Here is a 22,772-nt window from a genome sequence, read left to right as displayed (position 1 = left end):
TTAGACAGCTCTTTCTTTTTATGTTTTAAGCGTTCTTATCTTTTTCGTCAGCACTCCGTTTGATGGCGAAAATAAAAAGGCACCAGCATAAAAAACCCCTGTCATTGCCGCCATCGCTCCGGAAATGGAAACATTGAGCCATGTTGCGCAGATATAGCCCAATAGAGCTGACAGCCCTCCGATGACCGCGCTGATAATCAGCATATAAAGCAGCCGGTCCGTTAATAGATGGGCTGCAGCAGGCGGTACAATCAGCATCGCCACAACCAATATGGCGCCGACCGAATCAAAGGAGGCAACGGTCGTTAGAGACAGCATACCCATCTGGAGGTAATGAATCAGCATAACCGGTATCCCGATGGCCAAAGCCATTTGCGGATCAAACGAAGCAATTTTAAACTCCTTATAACATACACTGACCATCGTTATGTTGAAAAGCAGCACAGCAACCAGCATCCAAAACGCTTTTGGCCCGATGTCCACTCCGAATATCGTGACCGTATTCCATGGCACAAAAGTGATTTCTCCCATTAGCGAATGTTCAATATCGAGATGGACATTCGCGCCATATACTGATAACAAAATGACACCAACTGCAAATAAGGAGGTAAAAACAACTCCTATGGCGGCATCTGATTGAACCCCTTTGCTGTGAAGAAGCTGTACCAAAAATGCTGTTAACAGTCCCGACACGGCTGCCCCGATGAACATAGGAATCCCGTCCAGGCTTTTTGTCACAAGAAAAGCACCAACAATTCCAAGCAAAACAGTATGGCTGATGGCATCAGCCAGCATTGCCATTTTCCTTAATACAAGAAAAGTTCCGATTAACGCACAGCTGACACCGACTAGTATGCCCGTCGCTATAATCCACGCTTCAAAGCTCATTGGCAATCTTCCCCTTTTCGATTTCAGGGTATGGCTGACGGAGCTCAGGCATCCTGCCATGCAGCTTCAAAAGTGAAAGAAGTCTATCTCTTGTGGCCTCCGGCAATCGGTCCGGCACAAAATCATCCTGATCCGCATCTGCATTTTCCATATCCATCTCATGCATAAGGTACATTTCATACATCCGATATTTTAAAGCTGTAAGATAACCTTTTTCTATCCCAGCCTGTGTCACTTGCCAAATCCCGTTTCCAACCCGCACAACGCACCTCTCTTTTTCCAAATCTTCCAAAACTTTATGACATAATGAAGGTGAAAGCCGCCTCTTCTTTCGTACACTTTCCTCCGTTATATATATTTCTTTATGTTCATACTGCTCAAAAATCGTCAGAAGCACCTGCTCCCGGTTCGTTTTTCTTCGCAGCCTTATTAATCTTATCCCTTTAGCAGCCAAACCCCGCTTAGGTGCGCAAATCATTGAAAAAAGAAAAATGATCGTCGCCGATAAAATCATCAAAGGCCCTGTCGCCATGCCCTCCATTGTTGTGCTCAGCAACGTTCCTGACACGCCGCTAATCCCGCCTGTCATCCCGGCAATCATGATCATGCCAGTTAAACGCTCGGTCCAATATCTTGCGGCAATCGCGGGAGTAATGAGCATAGCTGCCATTAAGATGACACCTACAGTTTGAAGCCCTATCACAACAGCGCAGACAATAAGACAGGCCAATAGTCCGTTTAAAAAACGCACCGGCAATCCCAATCCCTTTGCAAATGCAGTATCAAAGGTGATGATTTTAAATTCCTTAAAAAAGACCGTACAAAGCAGCAATAAAACGGCGGATACACCCGCAATAAGAATGATATCCTGTCTGACTAATGAAGCAGCCTGGCCGAACAGAAAGGAATCAAGTCCGCTTTGGCTTCCCGAGCCCAGCTGCTGAATATATGTCAGCAGTATAATGCCAACGCCAAAGAACACAGAGAGAACGATCCCGATTGCCGAGTCCTCCTTTGTTTTTGAAAGCCGCGGTATCAGCTGAATCATCCACGTTCCGAGAAGCCCTGCAAGCGCCGCGCCGAGCAAAAAGAAAGGGAGCGATTTTTCTCCGGTGAACTGAAAAGCGAGACACACACCCGGCAGGGCAGAATGGGCCATCGCATCTCCGATTAAACTTTGTTTTCTAAGCAGCACAAAGCTCCCCAACACACCGCTTGCTGCGCCGAGCAAAAGCGTCCCGGCCAACACCCACTGTGTATTCGGGTGCTGGAGCTGCAGCCACAAACTTTCTATCAATGCGCTCACCCCTTATTACCTTCTGCCAGCATTTTATCTTTTAGAAATGTCAGTCTTCCTCCATACGTTTTTTGAAGGTTTTCAATCGAAAACACGTCCTCTGCCGGTCCGAAGGCGATTTTCCTTAAATGAAGCAGCAATATCCAGTCGAAATAGTCTTCGGCGGTTTGCAGGTCGTGGTGGACGACAAGTACGGTTTTGCCTTTATCCTTAAGCTCCGCCAAAAGAGTCATAATTGCCCGCTCCGTCGCTGCATCCACGCCGGCAAACGGTTCATCCATAAAGTAAATGTCGGCGTCCTGACAAAGTGCCCGGGCAAGAAATACCCGCTGCTGCTGGCCCCCTGACAGCTGGCTGATCTGCCTTTTCGCATAATCGAGCATGCCGACTTTTTCTAAAGCCGATTCAGCCATTTCCACATCTGCCTTTTTCGGTCTTTTCAGCAGGCCGATTCGGCCGTACCTTCCCATCAGCACGACATCGAGAGCGCTGGTAGGAAAATCCCAATCAACCGAACCCCGCTGCGGCACATATCCGATTCTTGTCCGCTGTTGTTTATAAGTTTCGCCGTAAATGAAGATGTCTCCTGAGGCACGGGGCACAAGACCGAGAATCGTTTTGATCAAAGTAGACTTTCCAGCGCCGTTTGGGCCGATAATACCGATTAATTTCCCCTCCGGCACCTGCAGCGAGATCTCTTGCAGAACGGGCTTTTTATCATAAGCGACTGTTACATTTTCCAGCTCAACAGGAAACATTTTTTTCACCTCTATTCCTTATTTAAGCGCTTCCGTAATCGTGTTGATATTATGACGGAACATGCCTTCGTAAGTGCCTTCTTTTGTCCCCTTTTCACCCATTGCATCTGAATAGAGCTGACCGCCAATTGACACCGAATGGCCTTTTTCTTTAGCTCCTTCCACCACAGCATTAATTGATTTTTCAGACACGCTGCTTTCTACAAAAACAGCCTTAATTTGCTTTTCTGCCAAAAGCTCAACCAGGTCCTGTACATCCTTTAAGCCATAATCTGAATCTGTGCTGAGCCCCTGCAGGCCTTCTACTTTAAATCCATACTCTTTCCCAAAATACGCAAACGCATCGTGGGCGGTTACAAGGACACGGCTTTTCTCCGGAATATTCGCAATCTCCTGACGCGCCCATTTATCTAAATTTTGCAAATCATCCTTGTACTCTTTTGCGTTCTTCTTAAAGTCATCTGCATGCTCAGGCATCGCTTTGCTGAATTGCTCTTCGATTTCTTCAATTGCGTAAATCCATAATGGGATGCTGAACCAGACGTGAGGGTCATACATCTTCCCTTTCCCCGCAGAAATAAGCTTGCTTTTCGGAATCGCTTCGGCGACCGCTGCCGCTTGTTTTTGTTCACCGATTTTACGGAGAATGTCTTCCATCTTCCCTTCGAGCTGCAAGCCGCTGTACAGCACAACGTCTGCTGATGTTAATTTTCTCGTATCACCTTGTGACGCTTTGTAAAGATGGGGGTCTACTCCCGGTCCCATTAAAGAAGTGACCTTAACATGCGTTCCGCCGATTTTTTCAGCCGCGTCCGCAATCTGAGATGTCGTTGCCGTCACTTGCAGTCCCTGATCAAAGCTTTTACCGGAAGACTCTGATCCACAGCCCGATAACGCAAGGCATGCAAGGATCAATGCCGCTATCAGCCCTCGTTTTTTCATTTGTTCCCTCCTCTTTGCCATCGATGTCCTGTTGTTTTATCATATGATGTGTTTTCTTAGGCATGTGACATTTAATTAGACATAAGCATGTTTTGTTTATATAGGACAAAAAGTTTCCTTAGTGCAAAATTATCGCGTTTGTCCATTTCTGTCAAGACATTTTCACATAAAAAAACCGGCTGGTTAGCAGCCGGTCCAAAACGAGAAGGGATGTATTCAACGCTTTTACTATAACAGCACACTCACATTCTCTCAAATTGATAAAATGTCTTTTTCTCATCCATGCTGTGTGAAAACATCCATTTTGGTCACATATTTTCTCATTATTTCCTGATTTACTTCAACCCCTAAACCAGGCTGTTTCGACACAGAAATAAAGCCGTTATCGATACGGATATCAGGGGTCACAATATCCTCATCCCAATACCTTGAAGATGACGAAATATCGCCCGGTATTGTAAATTGAGGCAAGGAAGCCAGCGCCACGTTTTGCGCTCTTGAAATGCCAGTCTCCAGCATTCCTCCGCACCAAACCGGCATATTGTGCTCTTTGCACAGATCATGGATTTTCAGGGCTTCCGTCAATCCGCCGACACGAGAAGGCTTGATATTAATTACTTTACAGCTTCCCAGCTCAATCGCCCGTCTCGCGTCATCAGCTGAGCAAATGCTTTCATCAAGGCAAATCGCCGTTTTCATATGCTTCTGCAAGTGGCGGTGATCAACAATATCGTCAGCTTGGAGCGGCTGTTCAATCATCATTAAATGATATTCATCAAGCTCCTTTAAGCGGCTGATATCCTTGAGTTCATAAGAGGAATTCGCATCAGCCATAAGCGGGATGCCAGGGAATCGGCTGCGGATGGCTTTTACCAGTTCCACATCTTGTCCTGGCTGAATTTTAATTTTAATTCTTTGATAGCCTTCTTTTTGATAAGCCTCAATTTCTTTCAGCATATCCTCAAGAGGCGCTAAGCTGACAACAACCCCGGCAGGGACTTTGTCTCTTGTCCCGCCTAATGCCTCCGCAAGAGAAATCCCCTTCTTTTTTGCATAAATATCCCAAACAGCTGATTCAAGCCCCGCTTTTGCCATCCTATTACCTTTGTAGCGCGCCAAGCTGTCCGGCACTTCAGATGGGTGGCTAAATTCACGTCCGACGACATTAGGAATAAAAAAATCCTTCAGCATATGCAGACAAGTACCAATCGTTTCCTCGGTGTACCACGGTGAGGAGAACGCAGACACTTCCCCCCATCCTGTAACTCCGGATATATCGATGGCTTCCACGATCAAAAATTTGCGCTCCTGAAGTGTCTCAATACTGTTTTTAAACGGTTTTTTTAGATTCATGCTCAAATGATAAAGCGTAATTTTTTCTATTTCGATCATAACAGTTCTCCTTTACGCGCATCCTTCAGCTGATTTCGCAATAGCTTATTCGACGCATTGCGCGGCAGGCGGTCTAATACAAAGAATTTTGCCGGAACTTTATATTTCGCCAATCGTTCTTTGCAAAAAGCGGTCAGTTCTTCAGCTCTGACAGGCTGCTGGAGCACTAGATAAGCATGAGGCACTTTTCCCCATTTTATGTCCTCCGCGCCTGATACGCCGGCTTCTGCAACAGCCGGATGAGAAAGCAGCACAGACTCCACTTCAGCGGGATAAATATTTTCTCCGCCTGAAATGATAAGATCTGATCGCCTGTCCAATACATATAAAAATCCTTCCCCGTCCAAATAACCGAGATCGCCTGTTTTCAGCCAGCCATTTTGAAAGGATGCTTTATTTGCGCTTTCCCGGTTGAAATAGCTCTTCATGACATTCGGGCCTTTCACCATAATTTCACCGTGCTCAAACGGCTCACACGCTTTTCCGTCCCGCTCAATTTTGATTTCGCATGAAAACAGCGGTTTTCCTGCTGATCCCAGCTTTTCCATACTGAATTCCGGCGAGAGAGTAACGATTTGTGAGCAAGTTTCCGTCATTCCATATGATTGAAAAACGGGGAAGTCTTTCTCTCGGCATTCTTCTAGCAAAGGAAGCGGCGCAGGACCTCCGCCGAGCAGGATGCATCTGATGGTTGACGGGCAGCGATTTGTTTCTGCCAAAAGACTTGCCAGCATTGTCTGCACCGCAGAAATAATCGTAACTTGATGCCTGTCGATAGAATCCAATACATCACTTACTGAAAAACGCTGGTGAAGCACGACCGTCATTCCGTAAATTACAGATTTAAATAACGCTGACAGTCCGCTGATATGAAAGAGCGGCAGCGCGATAAGCCAGCGGTCTTTTTCTGTTATACCCAAATTTAGAGCAGAAGACACCGCACTGAAATAATGATTTCCAAACGTTTGCTGAACTCCCTTGGGCTTGCCGGTTGTCCCGGAGGTATACATGAGCGTCGCCGTTGCGTCCAATTGCATGTATGGCTCAATTTCAATATCCTGTGCCTCTACTTTTACCAGTTCATCGACATTAATGGTTTCAACCATTTGCTCATAATCCTGCATGTCAAAACTTTCGTCCGTCAGTAAAAAGCGGGCGCCGGAATCCTCCAGCTGGAACAGCCTTTCATGTTTAGACAGCTTTGTATTCAGCAAGACCGCTTTTACGCCGAGCAAAAAGCAAGCGTGAACAGCATATACCATCTCCGCCCGGTTTCCGAGAAGAAGAGCTGCGGTGTCCCCTTTTCGAAAAGAATGAGCTGAAAGCTGTGACGCCATTCGTTTGGATGCGGCAAATAATTCAGCAAATGTCACGGTTTGATCTCCATAAATGAGAGCGATTCTATCAGGTGTTAGCTGTGCCCGTTGCAGGAGCCAGTTGGGCTGTTCTGTCAGCATGTCATCATCTCCGAGGTGAAATTACTTGATTTAAAAGAGAAAACAGCTTGGACCGCAATGGCTCAAGCTGTTGGTTTCATACGTATCTGCTGATCACGGAAAACGCGGGAATTGGCCGAAATCTGGTTTGCGTTTCTCCTTAAAGGAATCACGGCCTTCTTTCGCTTCATCAGTAGTGTAGTAAAGAAGGGTTGCATCCCCTGCAAACTGCTGAATTCCAGCAAGTCCGTCTGTGTCCGCGTTAAACGCAGCTTTAAGAAAACGAAGTGCGGTCGGGCTTTTCTCAAGCATTTCTTCACACCATTTAATCGTTTCTTCTTCAAGCTGTTCCAAAGGAACAACTGTGTTGACAAGTCCCATATCCAGCGCTTCTTGCGCGTTGTACTGACGGCAAAGGTACCAGATTTCACGGGCTTTTTTATGTCCTACGATGCGAGCCAGGTAGCCTGAACCGTAACCTGCGTCAAAGCTTCCCACTTTAGGGCCGGTTTGTCCGAAAATCGCATTGTCGGCAGCGATTGTCAAGTCACATACGATGTGAAGCACGTGTCCTCCGCCAATCGCATATCCGGATACCATCGCAACAACAGGTTTCGGAATGACACGAATTAAACGCTGAAGATCCAGTACGTTTAAACGCGGAATTTGATCGTCGCCTACATAACCGCCGTGTCCGCGCACTTTCTGGTCTCCGCCAGAACAAAACGCTTTGTCTCCGGCACCGGCAAGCACGATTACGCCGATGTTTTGATCATCTCTCGCGCGAGCAAATGCATCAATCATTTCAGCAACCGTTTTAGGTGTAAAGGCGTTATGTACCTCAGGGCGGTTGATTGTTATTTTTGCAATACCATTATACGTTTCATACAATATTTCATCGTATGTACGTTCAGTTTTCCATTCTACAGCCATGATATGACCTCCTCTATTTTTCCATGTACCGAGTTATACATTTGTTAAAAACTCACTCACTATTTTACCAAAAAAATGCGGCTGTTCCACATGCACTGTATGGCCTGCTTTAGGAACAATCTCTATTCTACTAGATGGAAGCTTCTTATGCACCTCTTGATTAATGGCGCAAAACTTTTCGTCCCATTCTCCGCAGATGAGAAGCACAGGCGCCGCAACCTCTTTTAACCGGCTCCACCAGGAGGGCTGTGAACCGGTGCCCATACCGATTAAACTGTTGGCCAGCCCAATGTCATTGTTTCTCAGACGGCCCGATCGTATCCTTTGCCGAACGTCTTCAGCAAGCCGCTGCTGCGTCGAAAACAAAGGGATGCCTTCCCAATAGTCCACAAAGGCTTTGATTCCATCACGCAAAATAAAATCCGCAAGCTTCCGATCCCGCAAGATTCGTTCTTTCCGTTCCCCGAGGGTTTTAAGGCCGGGCGTCGTGCTTTCGAGCACAAGCGCTGATATCCGTTCAGGGTATGTCATGGCAAAGGAATAAGCAAGCCTTCCACCCATAGAATAACCAATAAGTTTCACTTTGTGAAGTTTTAAATGATCAAATATCTCGGCAAGGTCTGAAACTTGCCGGCTCGTGCTATATCTTTTTCCATTCAGCGGGGCATCACTTTCTCCGTGCCCTAAGCAATCAATTTTGATGACACGAGAATCAGGCAGCAACTGGTCGAGAAAGGCCCAGGATTCTTTGCTGCCGGTAAACCCGTGCAGACAGACGACGGCATCAGAAGCATTGGGCCGATCGTCTGTCACAGCATATCGGACGCCGTCTGCAACAGTTATGTTTACAGTTCCCATTGTTTTTTCACTTCCCGCACAGCCTCATTCAGCATATTACGATGAAGCTGAACTCTTGATTGGCGATCCGTTTTGATTTCTATAATGTGAAGGCCGGGCTTGTCAGCTTGCGGTGCATATGATGCTCTAAATTCATCCCACGAAGCCGGGCATGAATACGTGCCTCCGTAAAGCTCAGCAGCATGCTTGAAATCGAGCCCGGTCGGCGTGCCGAACAAATCTTCAAAGTGTGTCTTTTCAGATGCTTGCGGCAAAAATGAAAAAATCCCTCCGCCGTCATTGTTTACGAGGATCACAGTAAGCGGAATGTCCAATTTTTTAGCCGCCAGCAGCCCGTTTAAATCATGATAAAAAGACAAATCCCCGATCACGAGTGTCACAGGCGCTTTTGTTCCTTCACAAACACCCATGGCAGAAGAGACGACACCATCAATCCCATTTGCGCCACGGTTTGAATAGATACGGAAATTGCGGTCCTGATTTTCGAAAAACGTATCAACATCCCTGATTGGCATGCTGTTTCCGACAAACAGCGAGCTATTTTCGGGCACAAGATGCTGGAGGATTCGGTATAGGTTGCCCTCAAATGAAACCTCTTTATTGCTGACCGTTTGCAAATGCTCACGGAAACGCTGGTTCACAATCTGCCATTTTTCCAGCCATTCAGAAGTTCGATCCACTCCAATATGTTCAGCCATGATCACCGCGGCAAAACTAGACGGGCTGCAGTGAATCATATGTGCGCTTGCCTGTGTCGGGTCTCTCCAGCCGCCATCCTCATCAATTACAATCTGCTGAATGGCCGGGTCATCCTTCAGCCACAAGAAAACCGGCTTTGAAACAGGCATCGGTCCGAAACGGATCACGACATCAGGCCGAAGTGCTGACTTCAGCTCATCATCTTTTAAAAATGAGTCATACGCATCAATAACGGTGCTTTTATCATGGACGCCGTTTCGCAGGTTAGACAGCGGGTCAGCTAAAATTGGATAATGCAGCGCTTTTGACAGCTCCACAATGTTTTGTTTATCAGTATCACTGTGCAGTTCTCCGCAGACGATCATGCCTTTTTCGGCCTCTTTCAGCATCGCAGCCACGTCAGACAGAGAGTTCCGGTCCACCGATTGCGTACCCGTTTTCACTGACACATGACGCCCAGTTCTCATTCTTTCAAACGGCTGATCAGAAAGATCAGGCATCAGCGGCTCACGAAGCGGTACATTCACGTGCACAGGACCCATTGGACGCTTTTGTGCTTCCCCGGTGGCACGTCCTGCCAACGTTCGGATATATCTCAGCATATGCGGCGACTCTTCGGGAAGAGCAGAGTCTGTGAAAAACTTAACAAAGTTACCGAATAAGAAGTGCTGATTAATGGCCTGCGGTGCGCCTACTTCACGCAGCTCGTGCGGCCGATCAGCAGTTAACACTATAATCGGTACTCTTGAATAATGGGCTTCAATCACAGCGGGATAAAAGTTGGCCGCGGCCGTTCCTGATGTACAAATCAGAAGCACGGGACGCTGCTGTGCTTTTGCCAGCCCCAATGCAAAGAACCCGGCAGATCTTTCATCAATTTGGATATGGACGTTGATATCCGGATGCGCGGCTGCAAGAATTGCCAGCGGTGTGGATCTTGAGCCTGGACAAACGACAGCGTCCGTAATTCCAGAAAGGGCGAATTCATCAATAAAACTTCCGATGTAATGAGTAATCGGGTTCACTGTCAACGTCTCTCACCTCCCAGTGCAGAGATCATCGGCTTTAATTTCATCTGTGTTTCTTCGTATTCCGATTGCGGTTCAGAGTCTTCCACAATGCCGCACCCGGCAAACAGGCGTGCTGTGCTGCCTTCAATCAGCCCTGAACGGATGGCAACAGCAAATTCTCCGTTATCCTGACTGTCAATCCAGCCGACAGGAGCCGCATACCAGCCGCGGGACATCGGTTCGATCTCTCTGATCACTTCTAATGCTTTTTTCTGAGGTGCTCCCCCAAGCGCCGGAGTAGGATGCAATTTCTCTATTAAGTCAAATAGCGAAGCCGAATCACGAAGCTGCCCGACAATCGGCGTAAATAAGTGCTGGACGCTTTTCGTTTTATACAATACAGGTTCGTCAGGCTTTTCAACGTCCGAACAGCTTGATACAAAAGCGTTATGAATCATGCCTACAACAATATCATGCTCCAGCAGATTTTTCTCATCGTTTAATAATTCAAGGCCGATGCGGCGGTCTTCTTCTTCATCGGAGCCGCGCTTTATGGAACCTGCCAGACAAGTAGACATGACAGTATTCCCGTCTCTTTTGATTAGTCTTTCCGGAGAAGCGCCGACAAAGGTTTTGCCTTCTTGTTCGATTGCAAAAACATAGCTTGTCTGCTGATCGGTCAAAAGCGTTTTAAGCACCGGTTCAATTTTGACCGGACCATCAAACGTGAGCAGCAGCTCTCTGGCAAGAACCACTTTATCATATTGTTTCTCTTTAATTTGGCTTGTTGCCGTTTCGATTGCTTTCAGCCAATCAGACTTATCCAGCTCCTGAGATGCTGTCATCACAGCCTGATCTTCTTGATTGAAATCAGGGATCATAAATTCCGCTGCAAAAGATTTTAAGCCTTCCAAAACAGCTTCTGCATCATCTTCTCCGCTTACCCATCTGTTAACTGTCAGGAATGGCCCTTCAGCAGTTATCGTCAGCATAAGCGAAGGCACAAAGAAATCCCCTTCCGAGAAATGGTCCCATTCAGTACCGCTTTCTTCGTAAGGGTCGAAGGAAAAGCCTCCGAATAAAACAGGTCCCACTGCAGAGTGCTGCAGCTTTTCTTCTTCATAAATATGAAAAGCCGTCTTTTTAAAGCGCTCCCATTGTTCAAAAACCTCACGATACCGCTCGTCGTTTTTTTGATTCGTATGGAAAACAGCTTCTTTGCCAAGACCGACTATTGTCAATTCACTTTCAGGTTCTGACCAAAAAAATCGATTGCCTGTATATTTTTTTGCTCCGTAATTGAAAAATGATAGAGGGTCAAGAGACTCAATTTGTCTCGAATAGCTTATTAAGACAGCATGGTTGACTTCTTTGGCTTTATATAATGCATGTAGAACTTCCTTTCGGAACGTACGCTGCACCGTTGTCACCATGAGACATTCCTCCATAATTCTTAAAATGCTTTTAATACCATACACCTGTGTCTACATTGTGTCAAATACACAGATCATGCAGTCCAAATGGCCTGCCTTACCTATTATAAACCTAATTCCAGAAATGAAAAAGAAACAAACCTTAAATTTCTTTCTCCACTGATAGCAAAGCTTGTATCCGCTTACCATATAAGGAAAATCTCCTATATTCCTCCACAAAGGATTTATGAAAGTTCTCAGGCGATCTGTCCATACTAAAGGTATGCATTACAGAGAAACGAGGCGATTATATTGCTTACAAACGAACAGCTTCAGCATTTAAAAAAGGAACTTGAAGATACGAAGGAAGATATATTGAACCGCTTCAAAGACAATGACCACTTTCAGCTCAATTCCGCCTTTCCGTATGATTCATGGGGTGAGCTTTCTGCTTATGACAACCACCCAGGCGATCAGGCGACAGAGCTTTATGAGCGTGAAAAAGACATTGCTCTTGATTTGCATGAACGGGAGCATCTCCGGGACATTGAGCATTCATTGAAGGCGATAGAAAACGGCACGTACGGGATTTGTGAGGTCAGCGGAAAGGAAATCCCTTATGAACGTCTTGAAGCGCTTCCGACTGCCACGACGCTCGCAGAGTATTCATCACAGGATGTCGTTTCCAAAGACCGTCCGATTGAGGAAGAAACACCCTTCGGTCAATTTGAATTTGACGATGATGAAGAAATCAGAGCGCCTTATGACAGTGAAGATTCCTACCAGGACGTTGAAAAATACGGAAACTCAGAAACACCGCAGGACATGGAAAATCCGCCGCTCAGCTATGATGATATGACAATGAATGCCGAAGAAAATATTGGCAATACAGAATCATATGAGAATTTCATTGCCACAGATATTACAGGCAAAGAAATTACAGTGTATCCAAGCAGGGCACATGAACGTTATGAGGAAGAGCTGGATGAAGAAGGCATCATGACGACGTTTGGCGACCTCCATGCAGATTGATACCCCGGGAAAGGGGGTTCGTTTTTATGTTTTCAAAAGTTATGTCTGCATTAGTATACAAACCGTATAACTTCAGAACATCTACATCCCCCGCATACCGGGGGGTGATCTATCCAAGATAAAGGGAAAGTACATGTAAAATAACTACATACCGGAGGAAACACATGAAAAAGATGATCGGCGCAATCGTGGTTTTTATCATTACATACGCACTGTTTTCAGCCGCAGACTATCTATTTCCGATCGACCAAAATTGGTATCATTCACTGAAAAAGCCAGACTGGACACCAAGCGGGTCAACGATCGGCATCATCTGGGCCATCCTGTTTGCACTGATTTCTCTTTCAGCTGCCATTGTTTATGCCAAAAGGTCATTTAGACAAGCGAAAAGCTTTTGGCTGGCGTTTTTGATCAATTATGTGCTGAATCAGGCATTCAGTTATTTTCAGTTTACGCAAAAGAATCTCCTTGCCGCATCCATTGACTGCCTGCTTGTTACCATAACAGCGCTGGTTGTGATCATCATTGCAAAAGAATACAGCAGGGCCTCAAGCTGGCTTCTTGTACCATATTTTTTATGGAGTGCCTTTGCAACAGTCTTATCCTTTACGATCTATTCAATGAATCTTTGAACAAAAAAAGCCGCTCAAACAGCAGCTTTTTTACACCATCGGCTTAATTCTCCAAATGTGTTTCGCATATTCATGAATCGTCCGATCGCTTGAAAAATAGCCTGAATGGGCAATGTTTAAGATCGAACGCTCTGACCATTTTCGCCGATCTTGATAATCAGCTTGAACGCGTTCCTGAGCATCCGCGTATGAGCTGAAATCCTTCAACACAAAATACTCGTCATTATGCGGCAGCAGCGAATCATAGATGGATTCAAATTCATCAGGTTCACCTTCAAAAAAGCCGTTGATCAGCTGATCGGCAACCTGCCTGATTCTGCGGTCATGCTGATAATATTCCCTTGATCTGTAGCCTCCGTTTTCCTGGTAGGAAAGAACGTCATCCGCCTTCAAACCAAATGTGTAAACACAATCAGCTCCGACGCGTTGCAAAATTTCAATATTCGCCCCGTCATGCGTCCCGATTGTGAGCGCGCCATTCATCATAAACTTCATATTTCCTGTACCGGACGCTTCCTTGCTTGCAGTCGAGATTTGTTCACTTACATCTGATGCAGGAAAAATCTGCTCCGCCATAGAAACCCTGTAATTTTCTAAAAAAACGACCTTGAGCAGCTGCCTCACCGCTGGATCATAATTTACCTTCTCCGCAACGGAATGAATCAGTTTAATGATTTTCTTCGCGTAATGATAGCTTGGTGAAGCCTTTGCTCCGAAAATAAAGGTTTGCGGATAAATTGAAAATCCCGAATCCTCCTTCAGGCGGTTATACAAATACATAATATGAAGAACATTCAGCAGCTGCCGTTTATACGCATGAAGCCGTTTCACCTGCACGTCAAATATGCTGTCCGGATTCACTGCCACTCCGGCCGTGCAAAAAATCAGATCAGCAAGCTCTTGCTTTTTTCTGCTTTTGTTATTTTGGAACTGCTCAATAAAAGCGGGGTCAGTAGCGTACGGTTCGAGTTGAATCAGGGATTCCGGATGTTTTATCCATTCATTGCCTATCGCATCTGTTATCATGGCGGACAAGCCGGGGTTGGCTTTTAACAGCCAGCGTCTATGGGCAATTCCATTTGTTTTATTGTTAAACCGATTCGGAAACATCAAATGAAAATTACGCATCTCCCGTTCCTTTAATATGTCGGAATGAATTTTGGCAACTCCGTTGACACTGTAGCTTCCCACTATTGCGAGATGAGCCATTTTGACAACACCGTGCGCCGTAATCGCCATATCCTCTATCCTTTTCCAGTCACCGGGATACTTCTCCCAAACCGCTCTGCAAAACCTCTCATTAATCTCTTCAATAATCATATACATTCGCGGGAGCAACGGCTTAAATAAATGAATCGGCCATTTTTCAAGCGCTTCTGACAGTGTCGTATGATTCGTATAGGAAATTGTATGTACCGTGATATGCCAGGCATCTTCCCAGCTCATGTTCTCTTCATCAAGCAAAATCCGCATCAGCTCTGGCACAGCAAGTGCAGGATGGGTGTCATTAATATGAATGCTTACTTTTTTATGCAGGCTATATAATGATTGATTCGTTTTACGATAATTGTTCACTATGCTTTTTAAACTGGCACACACTAAAAAGTACTGCTGCTTCAGCCGTAATATCTTACCCTCGTCATGCGTGTCATCAGGGTACAAAAATTCAGATACAGCTTCTGTTTCCCGTTTATAAGACAAGATATTGCCGCCGTGATAATGCGCATAAGGCTCGGCGTTCCAAAGTCTTAACGTGTTGACTGTCCCCGTATCATATCCGATGATCGGGATATCGTAAGGAACGGCGGTAATGATTGTTGCTTGTTCATGACGAAAATGCAGACGGCCGTTTTTTTCAGTCATATGCACCTCACCCCAAAACGGCACGTCAACCGCCTGATCAGCATTTCTTACTTCCCATACATTTCCGTTTTTCAGCCATTGCTCAGGCAGCTCAACTTGATGCCCGTCAACAATCTTTTGTTCAAATAAGCCATGCTTATACCGAATACCCATCCCATGCCCAGGCAAATTTAACGAAGCCAGAGAATCTAAGAAGCAAGCAGCCAATCGCCCCAGACCGCCATTCCCCAACCCCGCGTCGCTCTCCATATAAAGGATCTCGTCTAGACTGATGCCGATCTCTTTCAGACCCGCTTCCACTACATCCCGAATACCGAGATTCATTAAATTCTGTTCAAGGAGCTGCCCGAGAAGAAATTCAATCGACAAATAATATGTCTGCTTTCCGGAATTGGACCTGCTTCTTTCATTTGTCTGAATCCAATCAGCGCTGATGTACTCTCTGATCATATTGCCTAAGGTTTTATATTGATCAAGCTTGGAAGATTCTTGAAAGCTTTTCCCGCACGTCATTTCCAGACGCTTTAAAAATAAGGCTGCAAAGCGTTCTTTACTCGAGAACATCCCGTCCACTCCTTGTCACATGCTCGAAAATGCGCTGATATTGTTTTGCTGATTGTTTCCAGCTGTAATCTGTATTCATTGCAGTTTTCATGATGCTCTTCCATACATCCTTTTGGCGATAAAACGACAGCGCCCTCTCGATCGTAAATTTCAGATCGTGAGCATTAAAGGCTGAGAACGTAAAACCGTTGCCTGTTCCCTCTTCCTCCCGGTAGGAACGGACTGTATCATAAAGACCGCCCGTTTCTCTGACAATCGGAATAGCGCCATATTGAAGCGCAATCATCTGCCCCAGACCGCACGGCTCAAATTTCGACGGCATCAAAAACAAATCTGAGCCCGCATAAATCTGATGGGCGAGTGGCTCATCAAACCCAATATACGCCCTGCATTTATCGTGAAATGCAAATTCAATGTACCGGAAGTAGTCCTCAAATTCCCGTTCCCCCGTACCGAGCACAATCAGCTGTATGTCTCTCTCCTCCAGCAGCTCGTGCATCATTCTCTTAACAAGATCAAGCCCCTTCTGTTTGGTCAGCCTTGTTACCATACTGATCAGCGGAATATCTTTTCGTACCGGAAGGCCCATCCGCTGCTGGAGCTTCGTTTTATTTTCTTCCTTTAAATCAAGATGTTCAGGATCGTAATGCACTTCAATATACGGATTGCTCTCTGTCTGATAGAAAGAGTCGTCAATACCGTTTAAGATCCCTGTTAAATCCTTTTCCCTATACTGCAAAACTGGCTCAAGCTGCTCGCCATAATAAGGCGTTAAGATTTCATTTCTATAAGTCGGGCTCACCGTTGTTACATGATCAGCAGCGATAATCCCCGCTTTCATAAAATTAACAAATCCATTGCATTCTAATCTCTCATAATGAAAATGACTCATGTCCAGCCCGAGCAAGTCATGTGTCACCTCAGGCGGGAAAACACCTTGAAACTGCAAGTTATGGATCGTGAGCACACTTTTCATCTGCTCATAAAAGGGGTGCTTGCTGTATTCCTCTTTCAACAAGTAATTGACCATAGCTGTATGCCAGTCATGAGTATGAATGATATGAGCTTGAAAATTCACTGCTTCTGCCGCTTCCAGCACAGCTCTTGAAAAATAAGCAAACCGCTCCCCGTCGTCAAAATGCCCGTAAAGGGAGTCTCTTGAAAAATAATATTTATTGTCGATAAAATAATAATTCACACCATCTTCAGCCAAATGTTCAATTCCGCAATATTGCTGACGCCAGCCAACAGCAACTGTACATTCAGCTGTTTTCTTCATACGTTTTTGCCAGGCCTCAGGGATTTGACTGTATTTCGGCATGATCACCGCTACGTCGTTCCCAAGACGAGAAAGCACTTTGGGCAGCGCGCCGGCCACATCGGCCAAGCCTCCTGATTTTACAAACGGGGTACATTCTGAGACAGCAAATAACACTTTCAAGAATTCATCAGCTCTCCTTGCACCAAACCTTTTTTTAATACGAGCGGCTGCTCCTCCGTTCCCGAGACTTCAGTCGCATTGCCGATTTTGACATCCTTATCAGCAATCACCTGCTCCAGCAAACAATTCTCACCAATCTGCGTTTTTTGCATAATAATACAATTTTTCAGCTTCGTGCCTTTCCCGACATGCACCCCCCTGAACAAAATGCAGTTTTCGACCTCTCCCTCAAGCACACAGCCGTTTGCCACTAAAGAATTTCTAACGGTGTTGTACTTCCCGTATTTTGTTGGGGGCTCATCCTTCACTTTTGTATAAATCGGCTGCTGTGGCAAAAACACCTGCTGCCAAAAACGCGGCTGAATAAGCTCCATGCTATGGGTATAATACTTTTCTACAGAATCAATAACGGCCGCATACCCCGAATATTCGTATGGGCAAATGGTCAATGCGGAGGCTTCTTTTTCAACAACCTCTTGAATGGTTCTATATCCTTTTTCAACATGTCCGTAGATCAATTCTTTCAAGAGTTTAGAAGACATGATATAGATTTGGAGCGACTGACCGTCCTGAAAGACCTCGGTAATGTCACAGCCCACCTCCTGATGTCTTTTTAACACATATTGAAATTGAATGTTGCATACAGTATGGCTGTTGGTGATGATGGCATATTGCTGTGTACTTCTATGAAAGTAATCGAGATGATCAGAAAACTGGCGGAATGAACCGAATTCATCATACTCATCATGCAAATGCGGTGACGGGAAAAAAAAGAGACCGTCCTTTTTTCGGTGCAAATCCCATTCCTTCCCGGCTCCAAGATGATCCATAAGAGACCGGTAGCGATACTTCGGAAAAATCGCTACACTCCTAATATTCGCATTCACCATATTGGACAGCATAAAGTCTATCAAACGGTACCTGCCAGCAAAAGGAATCGCACCAAGTGACCGCTGTGCGGTTAAATCCTGAAGAGAATGCTTATATGTGGTTTCATCTATAACACCTAACATTTGATTATTGATCAACTGATTCTGCCTCCTCTTCAGTCATTAAATCAATTCTTTCTCTACAAATTCCTCCGATACAAGCAGCACCTCCTGAATGTCTGTTTCAGATTTAATCACTGCGCCATCAGGAAGCACCAATCCCTTAGGCACGATGGCATTCTCAATCACGACATGCTCACCGATTGTCACATCCGGCATAATCACTGAACGCTTGACCGTTGCGTGCTTACCGACGGTGACCCCTTGAAAAAGAACGGAGTGAGACACATTCCCATAAACAACACACCCCTCATTCACAAGTGAGTCATGAACCTGCGCCTCAGGCGAAATAAATTGCGGAGGCTGATTCGGGTTGACAGAGTAAATCTTCCAATTGCGTTCAAACAGCCCCAGCTCAGACTGGTCTTTCAGCAAATCCATATTGGCCTCCCATAAGCTCTGCACCGTTCCGACATCCTTCCAATACCCTTTAAACGGGTAAGCGGAAAGCTTCTTCTTCTCCTCCAAAAGCAGAGGAATGATATCTTTGCCGAAGTCATGGCTTGAATACGGATTCCGGTCATCCATCTCAAGATATTGCTTCAAGAGCGGCCAATTGAAAATATAAATACCCATGGAGGCCAAATTGCTCTTTGGGAATTTAGGCTTTTCATCAAAATGTGTGATGACCCCGTCTTCATCTGCTTTCATGATGCCGAACCGGCTTGCTTCTTCCCATCCCACTTCAATCACGGAGATGGTCACATCCGCTTTCTTTTCAATATGAAAATCAAGCATCTTGCCGTAGTCCATTTTATAAATGTGATCACCTGATAAGATCAACACATACTCGGGATCATACTGGTTCAGGTAATTGATATTTTCATAAATTGCGCTTGCCGTCCCTTTATACCATTTCACTTCGGATGACTCAGCATAAGGAGGCAATACTGTAACGCCCCCATTGTGCCTGTCAAGGTCCCATGCACTGCCAATGCCAATATAGGAATTCAGCTCCAGCGGCTGATATTGCGTTAAGATGCCTACTGTGTCTATGCCTGAATTCGAGCAGTTGCTGAGCGTAAAATCAATAATCCTGTATTTTCCCCCAAAAGATACGGCCGGTTTGGCCATATTTTTTGTTAATCCGCTGAGACGGCTGCCCTTCCCGCCGGCAAGGAGCATAGCCACACATTGTTTTTTCATTATTTTATCTCTCCTCTTTTTTTCACCGCCCGCATTATCGAAATGCCATAAGGGGGGATTGTCATCGTGATATAGTACGGTTTTTGATGAACAGCTCCAGATTTGGCCGCTAACGGCTTTTTATTCAATTGACCTGAGCCCCCATATTTTTCATTGTCACTGTTCAACACTTCGATATATTGGGTAAGAAAGGGAACGCCTACATCGTATTGATGATAGACCGAGGGTGTAAAATTACATAAGATGATAAGCGCCTCACCGTGCCGTGTGCCGTACCGAATAAAAGAGAAAATTGATTGTTCCTCATTGTGGACATCAATCCATTCAAATGATTGAGCACGATGGTCATTTTCATAAAGGATTTTGCTTTTTTGATAAAAGCGGAGAATATCTTGAGTAAAAACACTTGCTTTCTGATGCATGGGGAAGGTGTTCAAAAACCAATCAAGCTGTTCTGTATCTTTCCATTCATCGAATTGAGCAAATTCCGAACCCATAAAAATGAGTTTTTTCCCAGGATGAGCGGTCATATAACCGAGTAAAAGCCGATATTGGGCAAATTTCTGCCAATAGTCGCCAGGCATTTTATGAAGAAGTGATTTTTTCCCATACACGACTTCATCATGAGAAAATGGCAATACAAAATGTTCACTAAACGCATAAAGCAAGGAAAAAGACACGAGCTGATGGCAGTGGCGCCTTTGTTCAAAAGGCGTCTCCATGTATCTCAGCACATCATTCATCCAGCCCATATTCCATTTAAAATGAAAGCCGAGTCCCCCTTCCTCAACAGAACCTGTTACTTGAGGCCATTCGGTGGAATCTTCCGCTATCATCATGACATGCGGATATGCCTCCCGCATTGTTTGATTCAGCTTCTTTAAAAATGCAACTGCATAGGGATTCATATGGCGTTCAGCCTGATTTGGCCAATACAGCATATTGGCCACGGCATCGACCCTAAAACCATCTATATGATAGAATTCCGCCCAGTACAACGCATTAGAAATTAAAAAACTTTGAACTTCCGGTTTTCCTAAATCAAAGTTAGCGGTGCCCCACAGCCAGTTCTCCCGGTCACGCTCTTCTTGATATTCGTAAAGCGGCGCTCCATCAAACATATAAAGCCCATGCGAATCTTTACAAAAATGTCCGGGGACCCAATCAAGTATGACGCCGATGTTTGCCTGATGGCATTCATCCACAAATCTCATCAAATCATGAGGCGTGCCAAATCGGCTTGTCGGGCTGTAATACCCCGTTGCTTGATAACCCCAAGAGCGATCATAAGGATGTTCATAAACGGGCAGCAGCTCGATATGGGTAAACCCCTGCTCTTTGATATAAGGAATAAGAGACTGGCCTAATTCTTCATAGGAGTAAAGCGTGCCATCGGAATGCTTCTTCCATGAACCGAGGTGAAGTTCATAAATAAAAACCGGCTTTTCATATATCGTTTTATCTTTCTGCTTCTTTTGCCACTTTTGATCATGCCAGCTGTACCCTGCAAGATCGTAAGTAAGAGACGCCGTATTCGGTCTTACTTCTGAATAAAAAGCATACGGGTCTGCCTTTAGCATAGTCTTTCCGCTATTTGTCACGATTTCATACTTATATCGTTCCTTTTCTTTCAAACCTGGAACAAATAATGTCCAAATGCCGTTATCATTAACTTTTTGCATCACATGAAGCTCACCTGACCAACTGTTAAAATCCCCAGCCACTCGAACTTCTGACGCATGAGGCGCCCACACACAAAACTCATACCCGGTTTGGCCATTCAGCTCGCGATAATGCGAGCCAAACAGCTGATAGCTTTTAAACAGACTGCCTTCGTGAAAAAGATAAACATCATGTGCTGTTGGGCTGGCAGCGGCCATGTAATCATCCTTTCTGACATCATAGTTTTCATTTATATTATTTATTCGGAGAAATAAAAAAAAGCCCTTTCTAGAAAGCGCTTATATTTATTGACATAAAACTTCATTTTCTGAAGAAAAATAAGAGATATGGAGTTTTTTGTTGTAAATCTGATATAAAAATAAAAAACTAAATTAGATGTATATTATATCGTTTTAGGAAAATAAAAAAACCTTGCAGGATATGCAAGGTTTCAGGATGACCCGTACGGGATTCGAACCCGTGTTACCGCCGTGAAAGGGCGGTGTCTTAACCGCTTGACCAACGGGCCGTCATGGCGGAGAAGGAGGGATTTGAACCCTCGCGCCGCTTACACGACCTACACCCTTAGCAGGGGCGCCTCTTCAGCCACTTGAGTACTTCTCCATATGGCTCCACAGGCAGGATTCGAACCTGCGACCGATCGGTTAACAGCCGATAGCTCTACCACTGAGCTACTGTGGAATGTAATTGTCATGGTATGGTGGGCCTGAATGGACTCGAACCATCGACCTCACGCTTATCAGGCGTGCGCTCTAACCAGCTGAGCTACAGGCCCATGACGATATAGAAATGGAGCGGGTGATGGGAATCGAACCCACGACATCAGCTTGGAAGGCTGAGGTTTTACCACTAAACTACACCCGCGATTTTATTTGGGGCGATTGATGGGAATCGAACCCACGAATGCCAGAGCCACAATCTGGTGCGTTAACCACTTCGCCACAACCGCCAAAATATATATTTGTAAATGGTGGCTCGGGACGGAATCGAACCGCCGACACACGGATTTTCAGTCCGTTGCTCTACCAACTGAGCTACCGAGCCTTATGATTTAAATGGCGGTCCGGACGGGACTCGAACCCGCGACCTCCTGCGTGACAGGCAGGCATTCTAACCAACTGAACTACCGGACCATTTTAATTTTAATTGTTGCACCCTTCGGGCGCTCCTTATTTAAAAGGATATATTTTTTTGGTTGCGGGGGCAGGATTTGAACCTGCGACCTTCGGGTTATGAGCCCGACGAGCTACCGAACTGCTCCACCCCGCGATGATAAAATGTAAAGATATATATGGCGGAGGAAGAGGGATTCGAACCCCCGCGGGCTTTGACACCCCTGTCGGTTTTCAAGACCGATCCCTTCAGCCAGACTTGGGTATTCCTCCGTATTGTGGTGGACCTTGTAGGACTCGAACCTACGACCGGACGGTTATGAGCCGTCTGCTCTAACCAACTGAGCTAAAGGTCCTTTGGTAGCGGCGGAGGGGATCGAACCCCCGACCTCACGGGTATGAACCGTACGCTCTAGCCAGCTGAGCTACACCGCCAAATCATATATTGAAACCAAGTGGAGCCTAGCGGGATCGAACCGCTGACCTCCTGCGTGCAAAGCAGGCGCTCTCCCAGCTGAGCTAAGGCCCCAAGAATGGTCGGGAAGACAGGATTCGAACCTGCGACCCCATGGTCCCAAACCATGTGCTCTACCAAGCTGAGCTACTTCCCGATTTCATGTAAATC

At 45.6% G+C, this 22,772-nt stretch carries 17 protein-coding genes and 14 tRNA genes; 2 read left to right on the top strand and 29 right to left on the bottom strand.

From position 1 onward, the window contains the following. Window positions 1-18 precede the first annotated feature (18 nt). From V6D42_RS00155 to V6D42_RS00110, 10 genes are all read right to left on the bottom strand, one after another. On the bottom strand, window positions 19-888 hold the full coding sequence (locus tag V6D42_RS00155) for a metal ABC transporter permease (protein ID WP_333512020.1): 870 nt from the start codon (window positions 886-888) through the stop codon (window positions 19-21). Next, window positions 878-2,185 (bottom strand): metal ABC transporter permease, encoded by a 1,308-nt coding sequence (locus V6D42_RS00150; RefSeq protein ID WP_333512019.1) that lies wholly within the window; start codon window positions 2,183-2,185, stop codon window positions 878-880. The genes V6D42_RS00155 and V6D42_RS00150 overlap by 11 nt, the downstream gene beginning before the upstream one ends. A gap of 5 nt (window positions 2,186-2,190) precedes the next feature. Beyond that, window positions 2,191-2,943, bottom strand: coding sequence for a metal ABC transporter ATP-binding protein (locus V6D42_RS00145; RefSeq protein WP_333512568.1), 753 nt, complete (start codon window positions 2,941-2,943; stop codon window positions 2,191-2,193). A gap of 18 nt (window positions 2,944-2,961) precedes the next feature. Then, a complete protein-coding gene (locus V6D42_RS00140; protein WP_333512018.1) occupies window positions 2,962-3,885 on the bottom strand; it encodes a metal ABC transporter solute-binding protein, Zn/Mn family in 924 nt (307 codons plus the stop codon). 276 nt (window positions 3,886-4,161) lie between these two features. Continuing rightward, the gene (gene menC, locus V6D42_RS00135) at window positions 4,162-5,277 is read right to left on the bottom strand and encodes an o-succinylbenzoate synthase (RefSeq protein WP_024122601.1); all 1,116 of its coding nucleotides are present in this window, start codon (window positions 5,275-5,277) and stop codon (window positions 4,162-4,164) included. Continuing rightward, a complete protein-coding gene (locus V6D42_RS00130) occupies window positions 5,274-6,734 on the bottom strand; it encodes an o-succinylbenzoate--CoA ligase (RefSeq protein ID WP_333512017.1) in 1,461 nt (486 codons plus the stop codon). The genes menC and V6D42_RS00130 overlap by 4 nt, the downstream gene beginning before the upstream one ends. A gap of 93 nt (window positions 6,735-6,827) precedes the next feature. After that, complete coding sequence (menB, locus tag V6D42_RS00125) at window positions 6,828-7,646, bottom strand: 1,4-dihydroxy-2-naphthoyl-CoA synthase (RefSeq protein WP_010331603.1); 819 nt, start codon at window positions 7,644-7,646, stop codon at window positions 6,828-6,830. 33 nt (window positions 7,647-7,679) lie between these two features. Next, the gene (gene menH / locus V6D42_RS00120) at window positions 7,680-8,504 is read right to left on the bottom strand and encodes a 2-succinyl-6-hydroxy-2,4-cyclohexadiene-1-carboxylate synthase (RefSeq protein ID WP_333512016.1); all 825 of its coding nucleotides are present in this window, start codon (window positions 8,502-8,504) and stop codon (window positions 7,680-7,682) included. Beyond that, window positions 8,492-10,234, bottom strand: a complete 1,743-nt coding sequence (gene menD, locus V6D42_RS00115; protein WP_333512015.1) for a 2-succinyl-5-enolpyruvyl-6-hydroxy-3-cyclohexene-1-carboxylic-acid synthase — start codon at window positions 10,232-10,234, stop codon at window positions 8,492-8,494. The genes menH and menD overlap by 13 nt, the downstream gene beginning before the upstream one ends. Next, on the bottom strand, window positions 10,231-11,646 hold the full coding sequence (locus V6D42_RS00110; protein WP_333512014.1) for an isochorismate synthase: 1,416 nt from the start codon (window positions 11,644-11,646) through the stop codon (window positions 10,231-10,233). Before V6D42_RS00110 ends, menD begins: the two co-directional genes overlap by 4 nt. Window positions 11,647-11,937: 291 nt before the next feature. Between V6D42_RS00110 and V6D42_RS00105 the strand changes: the two genes are divergently transcribed. After that, window positions 11,938-12,657, top strand: a complete 720-nt coding sequence (locus V6D42_RS00105) for a yteA family sporulation protein (protein WP_333512013.1) — start codon at window positions 11,938-11,940, stop codon at window positions 12,655-12,657. Between the two features lie 164 nt (window positions 12,658-12,821). Next, the gene (locus V6D42_RS00100; protein ID WP_333512012.1) at window positions 12,822-13,289 is read left to right on the top strand and encodes a TspO/MBR family protein; all 468 of its coding nucleotides are present in this window, start codon (window positions 12,822-12,824) and stop codon (window positions 13,287-13,289) included. Between the two features lie 30 nt (window positions 13,290-13,319). On the opposite strand, the gene glgP is transcribed toward V6D42_RS00100, so the two are convergent. The 19 genes from glgP to V6D42_RS00005 form a co-directional block, all read right to left on the bottom strand. Beyond that, window positions 13,320-15,716 (bottom strand): glycogen phosphorylase GlgP, encoded by a 2,397-nt coding sequence (gene glgP / locus V6D42_RS00095; RefSeq protein WP_229146391.1) that lies wholly within the window; start codon window positions 15,714-15,716, stop codon window positions 13,320-13,322. Further along, a complete protein-coding gene (gene glgA / locus V6D42_RS00090) occupies window positions 15,703-17,157 on the bottom strand; it encodes a glycogen synthase GlgA (RefSeq protein WP_333512011.1) in 1,455 nt (484 codons plus the stop codon). Before glgA ends, glgP begins: the two co-directional genes overlap by 14 nt. Beyond that, complete coding sequence (glgD, locus tag V6D42_RS00085) at window positions 17,154-18,185, bottom strand: glucose-1-phosphate adenylyltransferase subunit GlgD (protein ID WP_333512010.1); 1,032 nt, start codon at window positions 18,183-18,185, stop codon at window positions 17,154-17,156. Before glgD ends, glgA begins: the two co-directional genes overlap by 4 nt. 24 nt (window positions 18,186-18,209) lie before the next feature. Then, window positions 18,210-19,352 carry a glucose-1-phosphate adenylyltransferase gene (locus V6D42_RS00080; protein ID WP_333512009.1) on the bottom strand — a complete coding sequence of 381 codons (1,143 nt, stop codon included), beginning with the start codon at window positions 19,350-19,352 and terminating at the stop codon, window positions 18,210-18,212. Then, complete coding sequence (glgB, locus tag V6D42_RS00075) at window positions 19,352-21,232, bottom strand: 1,4-alpha-glucan branching enzyme (RefSeq protein ID WP_333512008.1); 1,881 nt, start codon at window positions 21,230-21,232, stop codon at window positions 19,352-19,354. The genes V6D42_RS00080 and glgB overlap by 1 nt, the downstream gene beginning before the upstream one ends. 239 nt (window positions 21,233-21,471) lie before the next feature. After that, window positions 21,472-21,543: transfer RNA gene (locus V6D42_RS00070), tRNA-Glu, on the bottom strand. A gap of 4 nt (window positions 21,544-21,547) precedes the next feature. Further along, a tRNA-Ser gene (locus tag V6D42_RS00065) sits at window positions 21,548-21,638 on the bottom strand. Between the two features lie 3 nt (window positions 21,639-21,641). Continuing rightward, a tRNA-Asn gene (locus V6D42_RS00060) sits at window positions 21,642-21,716 on the bottom strand. A gap of 17 nt (window positions 21,717-21,733) precedes the next feature. Continuing rightward, a tRNA-Ile gene (locus V6D42_RS00055) sits at window positions 21,734-21,810 on the bottom strand. Between the two features lie 15 nt (window positions 21,811-21,825). Further along, window positions 21,826-21,899: transfer RNA gene (locus tag V6D42_RS00050), tRNA-Gly, on the bottom strand. Window positions 21,900-21,908: 9 nt separating this feature from the next. Beyond that, window positions 21,909-21,984, bottom strand: a tRNA-His gene (locus V6D42_RS00045). 19 nt (window positions 21,985-22,003) lie between these two features. Continuing rightward, window positions 22,004-22,079 (bottom strand) — tRNA-Phe (locus tag V6D42_RS00040). Between the two features lie 12 nt (window positions 22,080-22,091). Beyond that, window positions 22,092-22,168, bottom strand: a tRNA-Asp gene (locus V6D42_RS00035). A 59-nt stretch (window positions 22,169-22,227) separates the two neighbouring features. Further along, window positions 22,228-22,304, bottom strand: a tRNA-Met gene (locus V6D42_RS00030). A 23-nt stretch (window positions 22,305-22,327) separates the two neighbouring features. Then, window positions 22,328-22,420: transfer RNA gene (locus V6D42_RS00025), tRNA-Ser, on the bottom strand. Between the two features lie 6 nt (window positions 22,421-22,426). Beyond that, window positions 22,427-22,503 (bottom strand) — tRNA-Ile (locus V6D42_RS00020). A 2-nt stretch (window positions 22,504-22,505) separates the two neighbouring features. Next, a tRNA-Met gene (locus V6D42_RS00015) sits at window positions 22,506-22,582 on the bottom strand. Window positions 22,583-22,603: 21 nt separating this feature from the next. Beyond that, window positions 22,604-22,676, bottom strand: a tRNA-Ala gene (locus V6D42_RS00010). Window positions 22,677-22,681: 5 nt separating this feature from the next. Next, window positions 22,682-22,758: transfer RNA gene (locus tag V6D42_RS00005), tRNA-Pro, on the bottom strand. Window positions 22,759-22,772: the final 14 nt, after the last annotated feature.

The sequence above is a fragment of the Bacillus sp. 0909A genome (genome assembly GCF_036765115.1).
Lineage (GTDB): Bacteria > Bacillota > Bacilli > Bacillales > Bacillaceae > Bacillus > Bacillus mojavensis.
The sequence above is the reverse complement of the archived record's forward strand: the minus strand, read 5'-3'. Positions and strand labels throughout refer to the sequence as shown.